Source organism: Novosphingobium sp. (assembly GCF_032093395.1).
In the GTDB taxonomy this organism is placed as follows: Bacteria; Pseudomonadota; Alphaproteobacteria; order Sphingomonadales; family Sphingomonadaceae; genus Novosphingobium.
In genome coordinates this window covers 1-15,066 of sequence record NZ_DAMDBA010000023.1, presented here as the reverse complement: position 1 = coordinate 15,066, position 15,066 = coordinate 1, and the positions used below count along the sequence as shown (strand labels likewise).

The window sequence follows — 15,066 nt, the reverse complement described above, 5'->3', positions numbered from 1 at the left end:
CGGCTCCTTACGCTGCGGCCGAGGTGGCGGGGGTCTTCCAGGCGTTGCGGCGGGCCTCGGAGGCCTTGCGCTGCGCGTCGGCGAGGGTGGTCGCAGCATCGCCGACCACGATGGGCGCGCCGAGCGGCTGCACGTCACCCTTCGCGTCCTTCAGGCCATCGAAGCGAGCCTCGATGTAGTCGTCCGACTTGTCGGCCAGCGATGCATCGCCGACGACCGCGTTGACGACGGCGCGGCGCGTGTCGGCGAGGCTCTTACCCTTCACGTCGGGCATCTTGTCGCCGAGGATCGCCTTGCCTTTGGCGACGATCTCCGCCTTCGCGTCAGCGCGGGCGTCAAGGGTCGCTTCATCGGAAACCTTGGCCTTGAGGTCAGCGATTTCTGTGTCCTTGGCAGCAAGTTCGCGGTCCTTCGCCGAAATCTTGCCTTCGAGGTCAGTGACCTGCGCCTTGGCCGCATCGCGGGCGGCGATCAGGGTCTGGACGGTGGCGATGGCCGTATCGGCGTTCGCCATGTCGACGGTCAGCCCGTCGATAAGCATGGTCTTCACGGGCTTCTCCGTTTTGAAGTTGTCGAAGAGGTTGGAGGGAAGGGCGTCGCAGACGGCGAACCCGTCCTTGATGGCGCATTCGGCACCGGCGCGTCCGCGATCGACCAGCGCAACGTGGTTGCCGAAGATGGACTTCTGGCGCGCCTGGCACTTGGTGCCGTCAGGTGCAGTGAAGTCGCCGAATTCGAGGTCGCTGCTGTAGCCGTTGCTCAGCTCGCGCTTGCCGCCTTCGACCTTGGCGATGGCCTCCGCATCGGTCAGCAGCAGGTCGAAGGCGAGGTAATCACCATCGCGCATTGCACCCATGATCGTTCCGCGCGCGTGGTCGCGCCAGTTGGCGGTTGTGACGGGGGCGGCGGGGTGGTCGTCAGTGACCGGCTTGCCGATGAAGCTGCGGACGGACTTTTCGTCGAAGACGGTGCTGTCGTCACGGAGCACGTTGACCAGCGCTTGATCGCGCAGGCCGTGCTTGTTCTCCGGGTCTACCTCGGAGCCGGCATATTGATAGACGCCGGTGCGCGCCGCGCGGGCGCGAACGGCCATCGCGCCGCCTTCTATGCGGCGGGGGGCGTCAAGGGTGAGGCTGTCCCGGAATTGCATGGGCCCGAGCATATGCTCCGGGTCTTGACGGCATTACCGCTGTCGCTTTTCATGCGATTCAGGTGGTGATTCGGAGGATGACCATGGCGATACATGGCGGCAGATGCCCCAAGTGCGAGAACACGATCGCAAACGTCTATATTCAGCCGGTCGATGCGAAGGTTCCGTTCTCAACGGACGGATACAAGGCTGTATCGTACCAGTGCCCTTCCTGCCGGACTATCCTCAGCGTCCAGATGGACCCCATTGCTCTCAAGATAAGTACCGCTGACCTGGTTGCCTCGAAACTTTCAGGCTAGTCGAACGTCACCACGGCTTGAGATCGGCAGCCGCAATAGGGCAGCCTCCCCGGCAAGTCCTGCGGCGCCGTCTCATCTGTGTATTCCTTCCCATCCCGCGCCTGGTGATCCGCGCGCGGGTGGGCCTTCCGGCTATGCCGCCAAAGCCACGTATCGATTCCAGCCTCCCGCCGCCGCTCATCCGCAAGGGCACTGGTCAGCTTGTTGAGCTGGTCCGAGGCGATGCGGGTCGACCGGCTCCGGCTCATACCCACGCTGTCCCGGATCGTCTTCGCTACCTCGCGCGCCGGCGTCCGGTTCCGGAGCCCGTCGAACACGGCATTGCTGATCTTCTGGCGTGTCACGTCGGACACGTCCTTGACCAAGGCAACGTTCCACTCGATCGAGGTCTCCAGGCTGGCGCGCACGTCGCCGGCGCCGAGCATGGTGTCGAGATCCACGCCGGTGGCAGAAAGGACTGCGCCTCGCCACTTGCCGCGGAACCATTGCTCGGTTCTCAACGCCCAATCGCGCACCTCAGGTGTCAGCAGCAGCACAAGCCGATTGATCTGCTCGGCAGCACCGTCGATCTCGGCGCGGACGTCAGCCGGCGCGTCCGTCGTCATCTCGGACACGGTGGCGGCATAGGCGGCTATGATGCGCTCGGCGGCAGCAGACCATGCCTGGACGACCGGCAGGTATGACGAGCGGAACAGGTTCGTCGCAAGCGTTCCCGGAGGATCGATGTCGCGCAGGACGATCGAGCGCTTGCGCATGCCCGACTTGGCCCGGCGCGCCATGGCTGCGAGGTCGTAGGCCACCTATTAGGCCTCCGTGATCGACCGCTTCCAGTCGAGGTTAAGGGGCTCGAACAGTTCCGGCCCGAACTCCAGCGCGCCCGCGTAGGGCTTGAGCGCGGTCAGGTCGGTATCGGCCGGCACATCGAACGAGATCGTGACGTGCGGGTGATACTCGTCGAAGTCGTGGCTGCCGCCTGCCTCCACCATGGAGCGGTGACGGCTCTCCAGTTCCCACGAGGTGAACAGCAGGACGACGGCGTTCTCGCCGAAGCGCTCGATCGCGCGCGGGCCGCCGGGCTTCACACGGATGCGACCCTGTTCGTCGCCTGCCCAGCTTTCGCCCATTTTCATGGGGTCCACTGCGGTCTTCGAATAGAGCACCGTCACATGGAGGTCGTCGGCGGAGAGCGTGGACTTGAAGCCGTTCTCCTTTGCCCAGGCGATCAGCGCGGCACCGTTCAGGAGCTTGCGTTGGACGTAGAGCGGGCGAGGGGCGGCATCGGCGAAGAACCCGGTCTCGGCATCGTTCGCGGCCCGGCGAGGCGGCGCGCTTCCATTCGCGCCGCCTGCGCCTTCGAGATCAGGATCACCTCCTTCAGCCGCTATGGCAGACGGGTCAGTCCCGTCGTCGTCCGGGTTCAACCCGAACCTCTCGTTTTCGGGGATTTCCTGCAAGGCCTGGTCGAGACCGGGGATATACTCCCGCTCGATCATCAGGTTCTGGAGGCCCTTCGCGAATGCCTCGTCGGGAATCGCGCCGGTCGCCTGCAGCTTGGTCACCGCGTCCATGGTGACGTTGAAGGTATCTGCCTCTTCCTTTTCGGTCGGAACCGAGAGCGGGGCGAACTTCCAGGTCACCTTGGCCGGATCGGCGCCCGCCGAGCGGATAAGGAATGGGTCTAGCTGCTCAAGGCAGGGCCGGGTCTCCAGCTTCTGGCCGGAGACAACCGCCTTGTTCCAGTTGTCCATGTCGTGCTGGCCGGTGGCGTTCATGCCAGCGGGGGAGCGGCCCAGCAGGCGGGTGAAGGGGATGTCGGACACTGCGGAGACGCGCTGGTCGAAGGCGTCCATCATCGCCGGGATGCCCGCCCACGTCACCTGATAGTCGGTGATCGTCTCGCCTGCGTCGTCCTGCCCGCCCGAAGAGCGGTAGACCGTGGCATTGAGGCTGCTTTCGCCCAGCGCAATGACCTCGATGCGCTTGTTCAGCTGCTCTGGATCGCGGCTGTCGAGGTCGGGGATACCGATGCGCAGAAGCTTGGCCTTGCGGACCAGTGCAGCGAACCACGCCTGCGTCTCGTCGGAACGGGTAACCTCGGTGTAGACGCGCAACAGACGGCTATCACCCCAGAACGCCTCGTCGTCGGCCACTGCCGAGCCAGCGGGCAGGCGCGCGCCACGAAAGCAGATAACGCGGCTCGGGTGGATGCGGACCTGATCGCCCTTGTCACCCTGCATTTCCCACATGGTGGGTTCGCCGTAGCGCTGCGAGGCGAGGTCCTTGATCCAGTCCTTGCCGGTGATCTGCCAGCGGGAGACGACGTTGATGGCGACGATGCCGCCCTTGCGGACCTGATCGGGCTTCAACTCGCTCGCATGGTCGCCAGCGGTGATGATGATGAGAGCGCCGCCGCCGATGCCGCGCAGGTTCTCTGCTTCCTGCACCTTGGCCTGGAGCGAGAGGCGCCGCTCTTCCGCCTCGATCGCCTCGATGACCTTTGCGTCGGCCTGCCAGTCACGCCACTCGCGGACGCGGTCCTCGGCGGGGATGCTGATCACCTTTTTCATCATGCCGGACGCCATGTAGGCGGCGATGGCAAGCTGGTGGGTGAAGATGCCGGGGAGAGCGGTAGAGCCTGCGAGGCCTCCGCGAGTGAAGGGGTTCAGGCGGCCGACTGCCTCGATCGCGCCTCGGAGACTATCGGTGATCCAGGCCATGCGGGGAGGGTATTCATGCTTGGTCGGATAGATTACCGCCTTTACCGGAGGTGTGCATGACGGAAGCGCAAATTAAAGAATTCGCCGAGATGGGGATGAGTGAGCGAGGCTGGATATCAAATTCCTACGCCCAGATTGAATATTTACTCGGCGACCTGATCGTGCACTGTCGAGAATTCCCGGTTTACAACGCCCAAACTGGGACGGTCAGCCACAGTGCGGCGAAACGGGTGAAGAAAGTCCGTGCCATATTGGCCCTAGACGGCCCCCTGTCGCCCTTTGCGGATAAGATGACCGAGGTCTTAGATGCGTTTGAGGGCAACGACGATGTTCGCAACCTGCTGGCGCACGGATTCTGCTCTATACACTATACCCCTACAGGCGACGCGGGTTTTGTCTTCCGAAAGTTTGACAGAGCCGCCGCTGCTGAAGCTGAGGACGATGCAGCTGCTATAATACGAACTTTTCGTCTCGTAGACCTCCAATATCACCGTGCGCAAATGGTCGAACAAGCGCAGAATGCATTGGCTGTATTTGTCGGCATGTATAACAGCCTTGGCTGGAACGGATCACTATAGCAGGTTGTCCATCGAATAACCGGCCTTACCCATCATCAGCTCAGTCATCGCCCACACCAGCGCGTCGGCGCGGTCAGGTGAATTGTCGCCCACGTAGCCCGCAGCGGTGAAGTTGCACATCTGATCCTCCAGGTCGGGGAAGCTGCCGACGTGGCTGACCTTGCCCTGCTCGTAGAGCGCGGCGATGGGTTCGGCGCGGATCACTTTGCCGCGCGTGGCGGTCACCTCCTTGAACCGGGGCATCCGTCGGTCACCGGCAGCGCGCAGGACTGCGCCGACCATCGCGCCGCCAAAGTTGCGCTCCGCGACCACGCAGTCCGCGCCCCACTTCTCGACCTTCTCGGCGACACGGCGGCCCCAGCCTTCCGGAGATAGGTTGCATGTGGCGTCCTCCAGCACATAGGCCCGACCGTCCACGCCCTTGCCCGCGACCACGATGCCGATGTCATCACCCCCGCCGTCGCCCTTTGTGCCGGACGGATCGACCGAGACGACGATGCGCTGCATGTCGGGTAAGGCGCCCTTGGCGACGCGGAAGCGATCGATGCCCGGTATCTCGCCACCTTCGGTCTGCCGGTCCTCAAGCGTCCAGAGCGCGCCATTCACGTCGCTGGCCCATTCACCAGCCTCGAAGCGCAGGCGCTGGGCCGCGCTCATGGACGCCAGCACGTCGAAGTATTCCACAGGCAGGTTGTCCGCGTTGTCCGACGGGTTGACCTTCATCTCGGCGTAGTCGTCGGGGTTCGGCAGCGCTTCCTTCGTGCCGGGTTTAAGCTTGGCTCGAAACAGCTGGTAGGACCAGTGCAGCTTGCTCGGCGGGTTGCAGTCGAAGTAGGCCTTGAGCGCGAGATGCGTCCGGCCGGTGGCGGCGGCGATCTCCGGAGCCAGCTCGCACTTCTGCGCCAGGCGGGACATTGCCATTTCAACCGAGCCCCACGGGATCTGCGAGGACTCGTTGAAGTAGAGCGTCACATACTCGGCGCCCAGGATCTTCTCGACGCGTTCCTTGTCGTCGAGGCCGGCGATCCAGATCTGCGAACCGTTCGGAAGCTCGATGTAGAAGTCCGTCCGATCGTAGCGGACACGCAGGGCCGGGAAGCACAGCTTCAGCACCTTCGGCAGGGTGTCAGCCCATACCGAGGTCTTCGCGTGGTTGAAGCGGAAGCGGAAGATGGCGTGCCGGGAGCCTGGCGCGTTGATCGCGCGCTGGATGATCGCCCGGCAGAGGATGAAGGTCTTGCCCGAACGCGAGCCGCCGCGGAGCATGATGTTGCGCGCAGTTGATGCAAGCAACCGGTTGGCTTCGCGTTGACGCGGCGTAAGGCGTGCTGTCACTGTTGTGTCTCGAGGCCGGTGGGCTGGCCGCATTGATATGGGGGGCAAAGTTGAGGCAACTTGTTACCGCTGGGGTTATGGGCGGCGCTGGAGGGATTGTTGGAGCGGCCACCGGCTTCGCCATAAACCATGGCATGACGGAGGGATCCCTGTTCTCGCTGGCTGGCGCGATCATCGGTGCGGGTGCTGCAGTCTACGGGGCGTTTCTCACCGTCCAGATGACAGCACGAGATGATGCTCGGAAGGCTCGCTCGTACCTCAAGGCCAGCGCGGACAGTATCCGGATATCCGCTGCCGAGTTGCTGCAGCCATTCGAACCCAACCCCGAAGAATACGAGCCATTTCGGCTGAGGTTTGAGGCTGTGACGGAGGCGGTGAATTCGATTCTCTTTGAGGCCCCTCATCTCTCCGATGATGAGCTTCTTCGTCGGGCCGGTTGGATGTACGAGATGCAAAAGCTGCGACGCGCCATCCTTGAAGGCAAGACTGCGTTGATCCGCCTGCGCGACGACCCGGATCTGCAAAATGGGCACCAGCAAGCTTTCCCGTCCAGATTGCAATCGGTTTCCGAGACCGCGATGAGCATTCAGTTGTTGGCGCAACATGCAATCGCTGCCTTGGATCGCCATTAACCTCAAAGCTCCGCGTCCTCTTGCAAGACCGTCACTACGATGCCGCCCGTGTGCTCGACCTTTTCCTTGAAGGCCTGCACGTCGATGTGCTTGCCGATCAGGTCGATGCGCTTGATCCGGTCGCTGATCTTGATCTTCGTCACGGTGCCGATGCCCTCGGCCAACCTTTCGACCTCGACACCGGCCACGAGGCCCTGCCGCCAGATGAGCGGCCACTCGTGGACGGGCTTCACGCTGCCGTCTTTGCGGTAAAGGTCGGCAAGGTCTGCCTCTACCTCTGCACCGAGGCGAGAGAGCACCCAGTCGGCATTGATCCGGGTCCGCTGCGAGCGTTCAGCTTGGGCGGCTGAGACGGCTGCCGCGACTTCAGCATTCTTCAACAGGCGCTCACCCTGCGAATAGGCCGTCTTCGCGCTGTATCCTGCCCGAATGGCTGCCTGAGTGGCGTTCAGGTCGATCAGGTACTCATTGACGAATGCGGACTGCCTTGCGTTCATGCCGCTGCACTCCGCGCCCTGATCTCGGCAATGGTGTCGAGCATCTTCTGACCCCGCATGCGACGCTCGGGGTATGGCGATTCCAGCGCGAGCCGCGATGTGTGCTCAACCGGCCCGTATCGATCCGTCAGAACCGCACCCGCTTCGATGGCGAGCGTCTTCTTCGACAGGGCGATGTCGAAGTGCACCCACGAGGCATTGCGGTGTTTTCCGAATGACAGCGTGGGGTGGCCCTGGATCCACTTCCGCTGCACGCCGATCCGGTCGACCATCACCAGCAGCTCGTCGAGCGTGTCCGCCCAGAGGTGGCACATCACCATGTTGCCGAAGCGGTGCCGAACGTCATCCACGTAAACCGTCATCGCGCAGCCTCCTCCTTCAGGAACCGCTTGCGTTCCGCCGCCATGCGCTTCGCCCCGATCGCCTTGCGCCAGGCGAGCACCGTGGACTTGCCCCAGATCTGTTCGACCCGGCGCCATCCGTGTTTCTTGAACTTCTCCATGAACTCGGGCGGGATCGGCTTCGGTGCGGAGGTGGGCAGGAGCTTACTCTTCGACATCGGAGGCCTCGTCTTCGTCTACGATTGCGAACCCGTGGGAGGCGGCGAGCTTGAAGTGCTCGAAGGCGCTCTCACGGGCTTCGGGGGTGGCGCGGTTCCAGGCGCGGACGATCAGGGTGCAGAGCGTGCTGTCCGTGTCGTCGTCGGCGAAGTTGGCTCCGGTCTCATAACGGCGCTGGGTCACATGCTCCCGGAGGGCGTTCACCGGCAGGTGGTCAGTGCTGGCACGCTTGAGCAAGGGCAGGGCTTCGTCCTGGGGGAGCGAGGCAACCGCGGCGTAGTGGTCGACCGACAGGGTGCGGTCGCGCAGTGCCGGCGGGAACGTGGTCGCGGCCTTGAGTGCGTCCTTCAGGCGCTTCGGGGCAAGCCCGAGGTTCTCCGACAGGAAGTCGAAGCCGGATTGCGTCAGGTATCCAGCCTCTTTGCCTTCGGCCATCCAGTCGGCAAGTCGCCAATCGCAGTCCCGTCGCTCGTCAGCCAGGCTGCGGCCGCGCTCGATCCATTCTTCCTGGGTGGTGGCCGGGGCGCCGGCGGCAATGATGGTGGTGATCGCGTTCATGCGGCGTCGTCCTCGCGATAGAAGCGTGCCCATCCTCGGGCATGCTGGCGGATGCGGTCCCAGCGTGAGCCCATCTTCCAGGCGTGAGTGTTGGTCGGCAGGACGGTGGTTACCGAGCCTTCCTCGATCACGACGCGGTGGCCGGTGCCGAGGCGAACATACTTGGCGCCGAACCCAGCGGCGGCGAGGATCGCCCTCGACGAAAGCAGGGTGCGGGCCTGTTCCTCGGTGGTGATGCCGGGGACCCGCTCAATGCAGCGGTCGATGGCGTTCTTAGTTATTAGGAGCATTGCTTTTTCTCCCTCTTCCGCCTGCCATATGCTCGGTGCGCTTCCTGCTGACATTTTCTGCAGAGCATGCGGTGCTTGGTTTTCAGCAAGTTTTCCTGCGTGTATTCGTGGCCTCTACGACAATGGGTTGCCCCGTGATCTCGGTGGCGACGCTTCGCCACCATGTCCGCGACATTGTCCGCATTCGTGCCCTCGAAGAGATGTGATGGATTCACGCAGGCTGGATTGTCGCAACGATGGCACATCAAGCCCGTCGGCCATGAGCCGTGCGTTAGAAGCCACATCACCCTTGTGGCCCTAACGGCGTTGGGGATCGTTCCATCCGACTGCTTGCCTGGAGATATTACGCCGTAGCCGCTCGATTTAGCGCCGGTCCACAGCCAGCACTCGTCATCGCCGCGCTTATCAACCCTCTCCCAAAATCGGTCAGCCAAAGGCCTGGGTTTACGGCCAACTCCTACCACACTGCGCCTCCCTTGGTGATGTGGATCATGCTGCCGATTCCTCGGCCCATTCCAGGCCGTTCGGTCCTTCGACGAGCCAGCCCTGCTGGACCCCGATGCGCTTGAGGCCGGGCATCAGCGTCTCAGGGTCGGGCAAGGGTTCGCCGACGCCCAGCTTCTCCGGAGCGACCAGGCGGAGCACCGGCGGGGTCTTCGGCCGGTTGTGCCAGGAAAGCGCGTCCTTGGTCGCCTCGATCACGGCCGGGACGATCTTCGCCGGGTGGTCACACGTAAGGCGGGCCGCGCGAACGCCGTCCCGGAAGATGTGCAGCGGCAGGTGGGCGAGCGCGTCGTAAGCGGCATCCAGCCAGTCTGCCGCCTCTTTCGCGGTCATCCCGGCCGGCTTCACCAGTGCGAGGCTGGCTGACAGCATCGCGATCATTTCGACTTCGGGTTCATCGTGCACCGATTGCGATCCTTTCTTCCTGCTCCACGCGCTCGCGGCGTTTCCGGGCGGCCAAGTCCAGGCCGATCTCTCGGACGGAGGCACGCTCCGGGGGCTGTTGCTGGGTCTGCGGGACCTGTCCGGCCGCGCGCTGCTGTTCGGCCTGCAGGGCCTTGGTGATCCACTCGATCGGGCTCGAAGGCGCGGGCTGGGCGGTCTGGCAGCGAGCCAGCACGGCGAGCACGGCGCCATCCGAGTAGGTTTTTCTCCACCGGCCAATGATCGAGCGGGCTGCGGGCTCTTTGTGGCCAGAGGCCATCAGGAGCTTGAGGCCGGTGCGGAAGATTGCTCCTGCGAGGTCCAGAGCCAAAGGCTCCGGCGCGTCGCGCCCGTCTCCGATAGGAGACGGAATATCTTTGGTTTCTTGGTTTCCTTGTTCTTTAGTTGTCCGGTGGCTGTCCGATGCCTGTCCGGATGGCTGTCCGTTTTCCTGTCCGGTCTTTGCCTCTACGTCCTGATAAATGGCGTAGTTACAGATGGTTATGATGGTTCGGCCTTGTCCGGTTTCCCGTTCGATCATCTGTTCGTTTTCCAGATGCACGAGAAAACGCTCCACCTTCGATGGGGCCCAGCCCCAAGCCTCTGCGAGCTGGGAGCGTGAGGCGCAGAGCTGGCCGCGTTGCAGTTCAACGACCTTCCCGCTGACCCTGAACTTGGTCGCCTTCCAGCACCCGGTGAGCAGCAGCCACGTCCAGGCTCCGAGGCGTTCGGAATCGCCCGCGAAAAGTGGGTGCTCCTTCATCTCGCGGAAGATGACCGCAAAGCCGCTCACTGGCCGGCGCCTCCGACGCGGATCACGAACTCGCCGGTGCGCGTGGAGGCAAACTCCACCGTCGGAGTGGCGAAGTGCTTGTCGTCGATGCCGAGGGCCTGGGCGATGCCGTCCTGATAGCTCTTGCAAGCAGCCACGACGTTGTCCTTGTCGGGCAGCGGTCCGGTGCGCTTGGCGTGGACGATGATGTGCAGGCCGATGGTCTCGCTTGGCGTGAAGTCGGCGCGCGCGGCGAGGGCAGAGCCCCAGGCCATCTGCTTGTGCGACTTGACCTTGCGGGCCTTGGCGTGCGGGCTGCGTGTGCGTCCGTTGGGCCAGAGCAGCTTGTCCGGATAGGGGAGGCGCAGGATCACGCCGCTGCCCTCAGGGCTGCTAGGAGCATATCGGATCCATTGCGGATGCGGCGCTCTCTCGCCCGCTTGTAGGCCATGTCGTGATCGTAGACGCCGGCGCCGGGGCCCTTGGGCTTGCCGGGCGCGCCATCGACGACCTGGGCCAGCTTCTCGCGCTTCTGGCGGAGGTTCTCTGACATATGGACAGCGAAGACCTTCGGCGGCTGCCAGTTGGTCTCGGCCACGAAGAGCGGGAGCTCATCGGCCCAGCGCGAAACCTCCGCGCAGAAGTCGTCGAAGTCCTCGATGTAGGAATCCAGGCGGCGCTTCGTCTGAAGCGCATGCATGACGGTCGAGTGGTCGCGGCCGACCACATTCCCGATGTCGGGATAGGAGTAGCCCCATTCGCGCGCGGTCATGTAGATGGCGTACCGAACGGCGCAGAGGTGCAGAGGCCGCGCGGGACTGATTACCTCTTCCATGTCGGTGCCGGAGAGGCGGCAGGCGATCGTGATGATGTCAGAGATCCGGGGGCGCAGCATCAGTTGCTCCCCCAGTTCCAGGGCGTCATGCTCTCATGGCCCTTGGCGCGGAGGTCGGCGCGAAGCTGGTCGGTCATGGCGCGCTTGAGGGCGCGCTGCTGATCCCGGCCGACCTGGCCGAGGGCGCGCGCTGCTTCGGCAGCCGGGGCGGGCGGCGACGTCTCGCGCCGGAAGAGCCGGCCCAGCATCACTCCATCCCCAATGCGCTGAGGTAGGTCTGGAGCAGCATGTCCATTTCGCGGCGATCGTCCGGCTTCATCTTCCGGAGGCGAACGATCTGGCGCATGATTTTGGTGTCGTATCCGACGGCCTTGCCCTCTGCGTAGACGTCCTTGATGTCGTCTGCGATGCCCTTGGCCTCCTCAGCCAAACGCTCAATACGCTCCAGCAGCAAGCGGAGGCGGTCGTCAGTCACTTCGGCCATGTGAATGGTCCTTTCAAAGCATGATGGGTTCGTCGCGGGCGCGGTCAGCAATCCAGGCAGACCGGCCAGCGACGGCAGATTCGAGAGAGGCTTGCGCGGCAGACAGTTCGGCCTGCTCAGCTTCGATCTTCGCCTTCGCGCGGCGGACACGCTTTTCAGCGAGGCGCACGAGGGTTTCGTGATCGTCGAGGCTGGCCGGTGCCGGCATCAGGCGACGGCCTTGAGCTTCGCGGCCTTGCGGTTCAGGGTGACGACCTCGCACTCAGCCAGTTCACGGCCGCCAGGGCTCTCCGGGTGGTGGGCCTCGCCCTTGGCCGCCAGAAACTCGCGCGCAGCCTTCTCGATCTCGTCGTGGCAGATGCCCTCAGGAACGGTGACGATTGCGTGACCGGCGGGCAGCAACAGCGAAAGCAGCTCATCCGGCAGGACATCAACCAGGGCGTCCAGCGCGGTGAGCGGCATGACCGTCTCGCCAGCGGCATAGTTGCGGATGCTGTCCAGCCCGAGATCCGCGTCGGCAGCGATCATCTTGAGCGTGAGGCCGTAGCGGGTGGGGTCCTGCGCAATGCGGAACATGCGCTTCTGGCGGTCGAGGATTTGCGACTTGCGATCCATGATTGTCGTCCTGTCAGAGTGCATTAGGCTGCGTATGAGCAGCGAAATCGAAAGAGCCCGCCCGGCCTTGGAGGGGGGTGTGGGTTTCAGACCGGGCGGGCAGGGCCACGACCTCGCGGGCAGGGGCCTGCGGGGTGTGGGTTGGGAGATCGTGACCGGGGACGCGGAGGTCGGCTTCGAAGGCTTCGCGCTCTTCGTCGGTCAGGGGGCGGATTTTGCGGAAGCCCAGGCAAAAGAACCCGGACTTGGGGAACTCGCTGAAATGCAGCCAGACGGCTTGATCGATCGATATGACCGTGTGAACCGATCCAATGGTCGGGCCGCCATCCTTCGACATCCAATGCTTCGGATCGGGACCGTTCGAAACGCAGAGCGCGAGATCGCCGACCTGCCAGTCATCAGCCATGGCTCAGACCCTCACGACTTCTGGATTGGTCTGGACGGACCCGACACGGCGGCGTTCGAGTTCTGCGATGAGGTCGGCAGTGGACACGGTGTGGAGCGGTCCAACGTCTACGATCTCGATAGCGCGCGCTCGGTTCGGCGAACGGCGGATGCGGCCCCGGTCTTCGAGGGCAGCAAGCAGGCGATGCACACCGCTCTTGGACGCGAGGCCCACAGCGTCCCGCATTTCCAGGAAGCTCGGCGCTACTCCGCCCGTGCTCTCGATATAGCCCGTAAGGTAGGAGAGCAGGCGGCTTTGCTTTGTGGTGAGGCCGATCATGCGGCGGCATCCCGAGGCTCGACGATCATTTCGCCAGGCTTCGTCTTCCCGCCAGTCGCATCGCTGATCTTCACAGCCAGCGGAAGCGAGGGCTGCCTTTGACCGTAGACGATCTTACGAATGGTGGTTTCCGCTTCGCCAACTCGGTTGGCGAACTCGGCGACGGCCACTTTCTCGGCCTTGAGATAGTCGAGCAGTTTCATGCGCCCTGATATGCCCAATATGGGCACATTCAGCAAGTCTAAAATGTGCCCAACTGGTCCACTATCGCATTATGCCCTTTCTGGGCACATAGGCCGCATGGCAGCGAACAATATATCGGTGTTCCGGAAGAAGCGGGGCTTGTCTCAGACCGAGCTGGCCGAGCGCATCGGTACGACGCTCAACATGCTCGGCAAACTGGAGCGGGGCGACCGCTCGCTGGACCAGGCTTGGCTGGACAAGATTGGTGGCGCCCTTGGAGTTGCCCCGCACGAACTCATTGCCCCTGATGTGGCGGTAAAGGCGATCGCACCAGTTTCGGTCTTGGCTCCTTCGTCAGAGGAGGTGGTCTATATCCAAAAACTGGACCTGTCCCTTTCTATGGGGCCAGGAACGCATATCGAGGATTGGGTAGAGGCGGAGCCGGTCGCGTTCGACCTGGCTTTTATACGGTCTGTCACCCGAACTGCATCAGATCGGCTCAAGCTGGTGACCGGCATCGGCGACAGCATGTATCCGACCCTGAACTGGGGTGATGTGATCCTGATCGACACGACGGAGCGCCAGCTGGCACGCCAGGATGGTGTCTATTGGATCGATGTGTACGGCGCAGCAGGGCTGAAGCGTTTACGGAATGTGGGGAGGGGTCGGGTACTGGTGATCTCCGATAATCCGACGGTGCCGGATATGGAAGTTGATGCGGCTGATTTACGAATACAGGGTAGGGCAATCTGGCTGGCGCGCGGAATTTGAAGTCAGTAAGATTGCCGTAGGAAGTAATTATACTATAATGCAGCGGGGGCTGAATGGCAGAGTTTGAAAAGCTAAGGATCTCACTGGCGCGTACGGAGCAAGGTCCTTTGCTGCAAGCAATTGGCCTAGATGAGTCTCACCGTAGTCGCAGTCAGTTCTTAATAGACGCGTTTGGCGAGGAGCGTTCATTCCTGCATTCGCGGACTGGTCGAAGATTTGACTTTATACCTCTGGAGGTTGACGGGCCGTATGTTGGGGGCATTTTCCGTCGAGCCGCTCCAGTTCCTTTGCATGATGAAAGCCTTGAGACATACGAAGCTGAGAACTTTGAAGGAGCAGTATTTGTACTTTCGGTCGCGAAGGATCAAACTGCTTGGATGCAATTCAACCGCAAGCTTGGTGCGCCGAAACCTATACTGACGTCATTTTTTGATTACATTTCGACTAAGACTGATATCGCAGACTGGTCTGTTTATGTGAAACATTTTGAGGATGAACGAGAGTATTTCGAGGTGATCCGGCGCGAGAGGCATAAGATTGCCGAGATCGCCTTTACTTTCATTCCTCCTAATGCGCTAAGCGCAGACGACGAAGTTTACAATTTCGTGAAAGCGGTGCAAATTGAGGCTCATCCTGACGTCCAAAAACACGTCTACCGAGCCGAGCCCGGTAAAATGAATCCTGATACAGATCATATGAATGCGAGTGCACGCATTGCCATGGCCGGGGGCGGTGACGCCGAAGTTCGAGATCGAAAGCGACGGCTGCTGTATGGCACTGCTAACGGCAAGGTGACAAAAGAGGTCCCGGACGAAGAATTACCCACCCCTAATCACGCCCCGTTCATGAAGCGCGTGAGAAACTGGCTCTTCGGTGATGAAGTATAAGCGTTCTTTCGTTTGGCGCATCGGCATCCTTTTCGCATTTATTGCGATCATGGGAAGCCTTAGCGTTAGCAGGCCAAGCGTCCTGCCAAAGAACGAGTTTGTCAAAGCTTTCATGGGGCCAGACTTAGTATCGGTTCTTGTGGTGGCGCTAACCATCACTTTTGCCTCAGTCGCAAATATTCATTTAACTATCAGTCGCATGATAGGCTCGGCCTCAAATAAAGACGCAGCTGAAAAAGCGGCCAGGAAAGT

At 62.3% G+C, this 15,066-nt stretch carries 26 protein-coding genes; 6 read left to right on the top strand and 20 right to left on the bottom strand.

Annotated elements, in window-relative coordinates; translation table 11 throughout:
• Positions 1-7: 7 nt before the first annotated feature.
• The 3 genes from RT424_RS10220 to RT424_RS10210 form a co-directional block, all read right to left on the bottom strand.
• A complete protein-coding gene (locus RT424_RS10220) occupies positions 8-1,150 on the bottom strand; it encodes a DUF2213 domain-containing protein (protein WP_313437261.1) in 1,143 nt (380 codons plus the stop codon).
• 295 nt (positions 1,151-1,445) lie between these two features.
• Positions 1,446-2,249 (bottom strand): phage minor head protein, encoded by an 804-nt coding sequence (locus tag RT424_RS10215; protein ID WP_313437258.1) that lies wholly within the window; start codon positions 2,247-2,249, stop codon positions 1,446-1,448.
• A 3-nt stretch (positions 2,250-2,252) separates the two neighbouring features.
• On the bottom strand, positions 2,253-4,166 hold the full coding sequence (locus RT424_RS10210; RefSeq protein ID WP_313437255.1) for an anti-CBASS protein Acb1 family protein: 1,914 nt from the start codon (positions 4,164-4,166) through the stop codon (positions 2,253-2,255).
• Between the two features lie 56 nt (positions 4,167-4,222).
• On the opposite strand from RT424_RS10210, the gene RT424_RS10205 reads away from it, so the two are divergent.
• A complete protein-coding gene (locus tag RT424_RS10205; protein WP_313437252.1) occupies positions 4,223-4,744 on the top strand; it encodes a hypothetical protein in 522 nt (173 codons plus the stop codon).
• Here the strand turns inward: RT424_RS10205 and RT424_RS10200 are convergent.
• Positions 4,739-6,010: a phage terminase large subunit gene (locus RT424_RS10200; protein ID WP_313437249.1), complete on the bottom strand. Its 1,272-nt coding sequence runs from the start codon at positions 6,008-6,010 to the stop codon at positions 4,739-4,741. The genes RT424_RS10205 and RT424_RS10200 overlap by 6 nt on opposite strands.
• 203 nt (positions 6,011-6,213) lie before the next feature.
• Here RT424_RS10200 and RT424_RS10195 point away from each other — a divergent pair, with 203 nt between their 5' ends.
• Positions 6,214-6,711 carry a hypothetical protein gene (locus RT424_RS10195; RefSeq protein WP_313437246.1) on the top strand — a complete coding sequence of 166 codons (498 nt, stop codon included), beginning with the start codon at positions 6,214-6,216 and terminating at the stop codon, positions 6,709-6,711.
• Between the two features lie 2 nt (positions 6,712-6,713).
• On the opposite strand, the gene RT424_RS10190 is transcribed toward RT424_RS10195, so the two are convergent.
• From RT424_RS10190 to RT424_RS10170, 5 genes are read right to left on the bottom strand one after another with little or no spacing between them, the layout of a single operon-like run.
• Positions 6,714-7,208, bottom strand: a complete 495-nt coding sequence (locus RT424_RS10190; protein WP_313437243.1) for a terminase small subunit — start codon at positions 7,206-7,208, stop codon at positions 6,714-6,716.
• Complete coding sequence (locus tag RT424_RS10185; RefSeq protein ID WP_313437240.1) at positions 7,205-7,570, bottom strand: DUF4031 domain-containing protein; 366 nt, start codon at positions 7,568-7,570, stop codon at positions 7,205-7,207. Before RT424_RS10185 ends, RT424_RS10190 begins: the two co-directional genes overlap by 4 nt.
• Positions 7,567-7,767, bottom strand: coding sequence for a hypothetical protein (locus RT424_RS10180; protein WP_147222467.1), 201 nt, complete (start codon positions 7,765-7,767; stop codon positions 7,567-7,569). The genes RT424_RS10185 and RT424_RS10180 overlap by 4 nt, the downstream gene beginning before the upstream one ends.
• Positions 7,754-8,326, bottom strand: a complete 573-nt coding sequence (locus RT424_RS10175; protein WP_313437230.1) for a hypothetical protein — start codon at positions 8,324-8,326, stop codon at positions 7,754-7,756. Before RT424_RS10175 ends, RT424_RS10180 begins: the two co-directional genes overlap by 14 nt.
• Positions 8,323-8,616: a hypothetical protein gene (locus RT424_RS10170; protein WP_313437228.1), complete on the bottom strand. Its 294-nt coding sequence runs from the start codon at positions 8,614-8,616 to the stop codon at positions 8,323-8,325. Before RT424_RS10170 ends, RT424_RS10175 begins: the two co-directional genes overlap by 4 nt.
• 35 nt (positions 8,617-8,651) lie before the next feature.
• Here RT424_RS10170 and RT424_RS10165 point away from each other — a divergent pair, with 35 nt between their 5' ends.
• Positions 8,652-8,822: a hypothetical protein gene (locus RT424_RS10165; RefSeq protein ID WP_313437225.1), complete on the top strand. Its 171-nt coding sequence runs from the start codon at positions 8,652-8,654 to the stop codon at positions 8,820-8,822.
• A 283-nt stretch (positions 8,823-9,105) separates the two neighbouring features.
• Here the strand turns inward: RT424_RS10165 and RT424_RS10160 are convergent, their stop codons facing one another.
• From RT424_RS10160 to RT424_RS10110, 11 genes are read right to left on the bottom strand one after another with little or no spacing between them, the layout of a single operon-like run.
• Entirely contained in the window at positions 9,106-9,525 is a 420-nt protein-coding gene (locus RT424_RS10160; RefSeq protein ID WP_313437223.1) for a hypothetical protein, read from the bottom strand.
• The gene (locus RT424_RS10155; RefSeq protein ID WP_313437220.1) at positions 9,515-10,336 is read right to left on the bottom strand and encodes a hypothetical protein; all 822 of its coding nucleotides are present in this window, start codon (positions 10,334-10,336) and stop codon (positions 9,515-9,517) included. Before RT424_RS10155 ends, RT424_RS10160 begins: the two co-directional genes overlap by 11 nt.
• On the bottom strand, positions 10,333-10,689 hold the full coding sequence (locus RT424_RS10150; protein WP_313437217.1) for a hypothetical protein: 357 nt from the start codon (positions 10,687-10,689) through the stop codon (positions 10,333-10,335). The genes RT424_RS10155 and RT424_RS10150 overlap by 4 nt, the downstream gene beginning before the upstream one ends.
• A complete protein-coding gene (locus RT424_RS10145; protein ID WP_313437214.1) occupies positions 10,686-11,210 on the bottom strand; it encodes a helix-turn-helix domain-containing protein in 525 nt (174 codons plus the stop codon). Before RT424_RS10145 ends, RT424_RS10150 begins: the two co-directional genes overlap by 4 nt.
• Positions 11,210-11,398 (bottom strand): hypothetical protein, encoded by a 189-nt coding sequence (locus RT424_RS10140; RefSeq protein ID WP_313437212.1) that lies wholly within the window; start codon positions 11,396-11,398, stop codon positions 11,210-11,212. The genes RT424_RS10145 and RT424_RS10140 overlap by 1 nt, the downstream gene beginning before the upstream one ends.
• Positions 11,398-11,634, bottom strand: a complete 237-nt coding sequence (locus RT424_RS10135; protein WP_313437209.1) for a DUF2312 domain-containing protein — start codon at positions 11,632-11,634, stop codon at positions 11,398-11,400. Before RT424_RS10135 ends, RT424_RS10140 begins: the two co-directional genes overlap by 1 nt.
• A gap of 13 nt (positions 11,635-11,647) precedes the next feature.
• Positions 11,648-11,842: a hypothetical protein gene (locus RT424_RS10130; RefSeq protein WP_313437207.1), complete on the bottom strand. Its 195-nt coding sequence runs from the start codon at positions 11,840-11,842 to the stop codon at positions 11,648-11,650.
• Entirely contained in the window at positions 11,842-12,249 is a 408-nt protein-coding gene (locus tag RT424_RS10125; protein WP_313437205.1) for a hypothetical protein, read from the bottom strand. The genes RT424_RS10130 and RT424_RS10125 overlap by 1 nt, the downstream gene beginning before the upstream one ends.
• 13 nt (positions 12,250-12,262) lie before the next feature.
• A complete protein-coding gene (locus tag RT424_RS10120) occupies positions 12,263-12,655 on the bottom strand; it encodes a hypothetical protein (protein ID WP_313437203.1) in 393 nt (130 codons plus the stop codon).
• Positions 12,656-12,658: 3 nt separating this feature from the next.
• A complete protein-coding gene (locus tag RT424_RS10115) occupies positions 12,659-12,973 on the bottom strand; it encodes a hypothetical protein (RefSeq protein ID WP_313437201.1) in 315 nt (104 codons plus the stop codon).
• Positions 12,970-13,176, bottom strand: coding sequence for a helix-turn-helix transcriptional regulator (locus RT424_RS10110; protein WP_313437199.1), 207 nt, complete (start codon positions 13,174-13,176; stop codon positions 12,970-12,972). Before RT424_RS10110 ends, RT424_RS10115 begins: the two co-directional genes overlap by 4 nt.
• Before the next feature lie 97 nt (positions 13,177-13,273).
• On the opposite strand from RT424_RS10110, the gene RT424_RS10105 reads away from it, so the two are divergent.
• From RT424_RS10105 to RT424_RS10095, 3 genes are all read left to right on the top strand, one after another.
• Positions 13,274-13,927 (top strand): S24 family peptidase, encoded by a 654-nt coding sequence (locus RT424_RS10105; RefSeq protein WP_313437197.1) that lies wholly within the window; start codon positions 13,274-13,276, stop codon positions 13,925-13,927.
• Between the two features lie 53 nt (positions 13,928-13,980).
• Complete coding sequence (locus tag RT424_RS10100; RefSeq protein ID WP_313437194.1) at positions 13,981-14,814, top strand: hypothetical protein; 834 nt, start codon at positions 13,981-13,983, stop codon at positions 14,812-14,814.
• Positions 14,804-15,066: hypothetical protein (locus RT424_RS10095; RefSeq protein ID WP_313437191.1), on the top strand; the 263-nt coding region annotated here is incomplete at its 3' end. The genes RT424_RS10100 and RT424_RS10095, both read left to right, overlap by 11 nt.

Bases quoted from the DNA above. Each gene is read 5' to 3' on its own strand.
- RT424_RS10220 (WP_313437261.1), bottom strand. From the start codon at position 1,150: ATGCAATTCCGGGACAGCCTCACCCTTGACGCCCCCCGCCGCATAGAA.
- RT424_RS10210 (WP_313437255.1), bottom strand. From the start codon at position 4,166: ATGGCCTGGATCACCGATAGTCTCCGAGGCGCGATCGAGGCAGTCGGC.
- RT424_RS10205 (WP_313437252.1), top strand. From the start codon at position 4,223: ATGACGGAAGCGCAAATTAAAGAATTCGCCGAGATGGGGATGAGTGAG.
- RT424_RS10200 (WP_313437249.1), bottom strand. From the start codon at position 6,010: ATGCTCCGCGGCGGCTCGCGTTCGGGCAAGACCTTCATCCTCTGCCGG.
- RT424_RS10195 (WP_313437246.1), top strand. From the start codon at position 6,214: ATGACGGAGGGATCCCTGTTCTCGCTGGCTGGCGCGATCATCGGTGCG.
- RT424_RS10190 (WP_313437243.1), bottom strand. From the start codon at position 7,208: ATGAACGCAAGGCAGTCCGCATTCGTCAATGAGTACCTGATCGACCTG.
- RT424_RS10185 (WP_313437240.1), bottom strand. From the start codon at position 7,570: ATGACGGTTTACGTGGATGACGTTCGGCACCGCTTCGGCAACATGGTG.
- RT424_RS10180 (WP_147222467.1), bottom strand. From the start codon at position 7,767: ATGTCGAAGAGTAAGCTCCTGCCCACCTCCGCACCGAAGCCGATCCCG.
- RT424_RS10175 (WP_313437230.1), bottom strand. From the start codon at position 8,326: ATGAACGCGATCACCACCATCATTGCCGCCGGCGCCCCGGCCACCACC.
- RT424_RS10170 (WP_313437228.1), bottom strand. From the start codon at position 8,616: ATGCTCCTAATAACTAAGAACGCCATCGACCGCTGCATTGAGCGGGTC.
- RT424_RS10145 (WP_313437214.1), bottom strand. From the start codon at position 11,210: ATGCTGCGCCCCCGGATCTCTGACATCATCACGATCGCCTGCCGCCTC.
- RT424_RS10140 (WP_313437212.1), bottom strand. From the start codon at position 11,398: ATGCTGGGCCGGCTCTTCCGGCGCGAGACGTCGCCGCCCGCCCCGGCT.
- RT424_RS10135 (WP_313437209.1), bottom strand. From the start codon at position 11,634: ATGGCCGAAGTGACTGACGACCGCCTCCGCTTGCTGCTGGAGCGTATT.
- RT424_RS10130 (WP_313437207.1), bottom strand. From the start codon at position 11,842: ATGCCGGCACCGGCCAGCCTCGACGATCACGAAACCCTCGTGCGCCTC.
- RT424_RS10125 (WP_313437205.1), bottom strand. From the start codon at position 12,249: ATGGATCGCAAGTCGCAAATCCTCGACCGCCAGAAGCGCATGTTCCGC.
- RT424_RS10120 (WP_313437203.1), bottom strand. From the start codon at position 12,655: ATGGCTGATGACTGGCAGGTCGGCGATCTCGCGCTCTGCGTTTCGAAC.
- RT424_RS10115 (WP_313437201.1), bottom strand. From the start codon at position 12,973: ATGATCGGCCTCACCACAAAGCAAAGCCGCCTGCTCTCCTACCTTACG.
- RT424_RS10110 (WP_313437199.1), bottom strand. From the start codon at position 13,176: ATGAAACTGCTCGACTATCTCAAGGCCGAGAAAGTGGCCGTCGCCGAG.
- RT424_RS10105 (WP_313437197.1), top strand. From the start codon at position 13,274: ATGGCAGCGAACAATATATCGGTGTTCCGGAAGAAGCGGGGCTTGTCT.
- RT424_RS10100 (WP_313437194.1), top strand. From the start codon at position 13,981: ATGGCAGAGTTTGAAAAGCTAAGGATCTCACTGGCGCGTACGGAGCAA.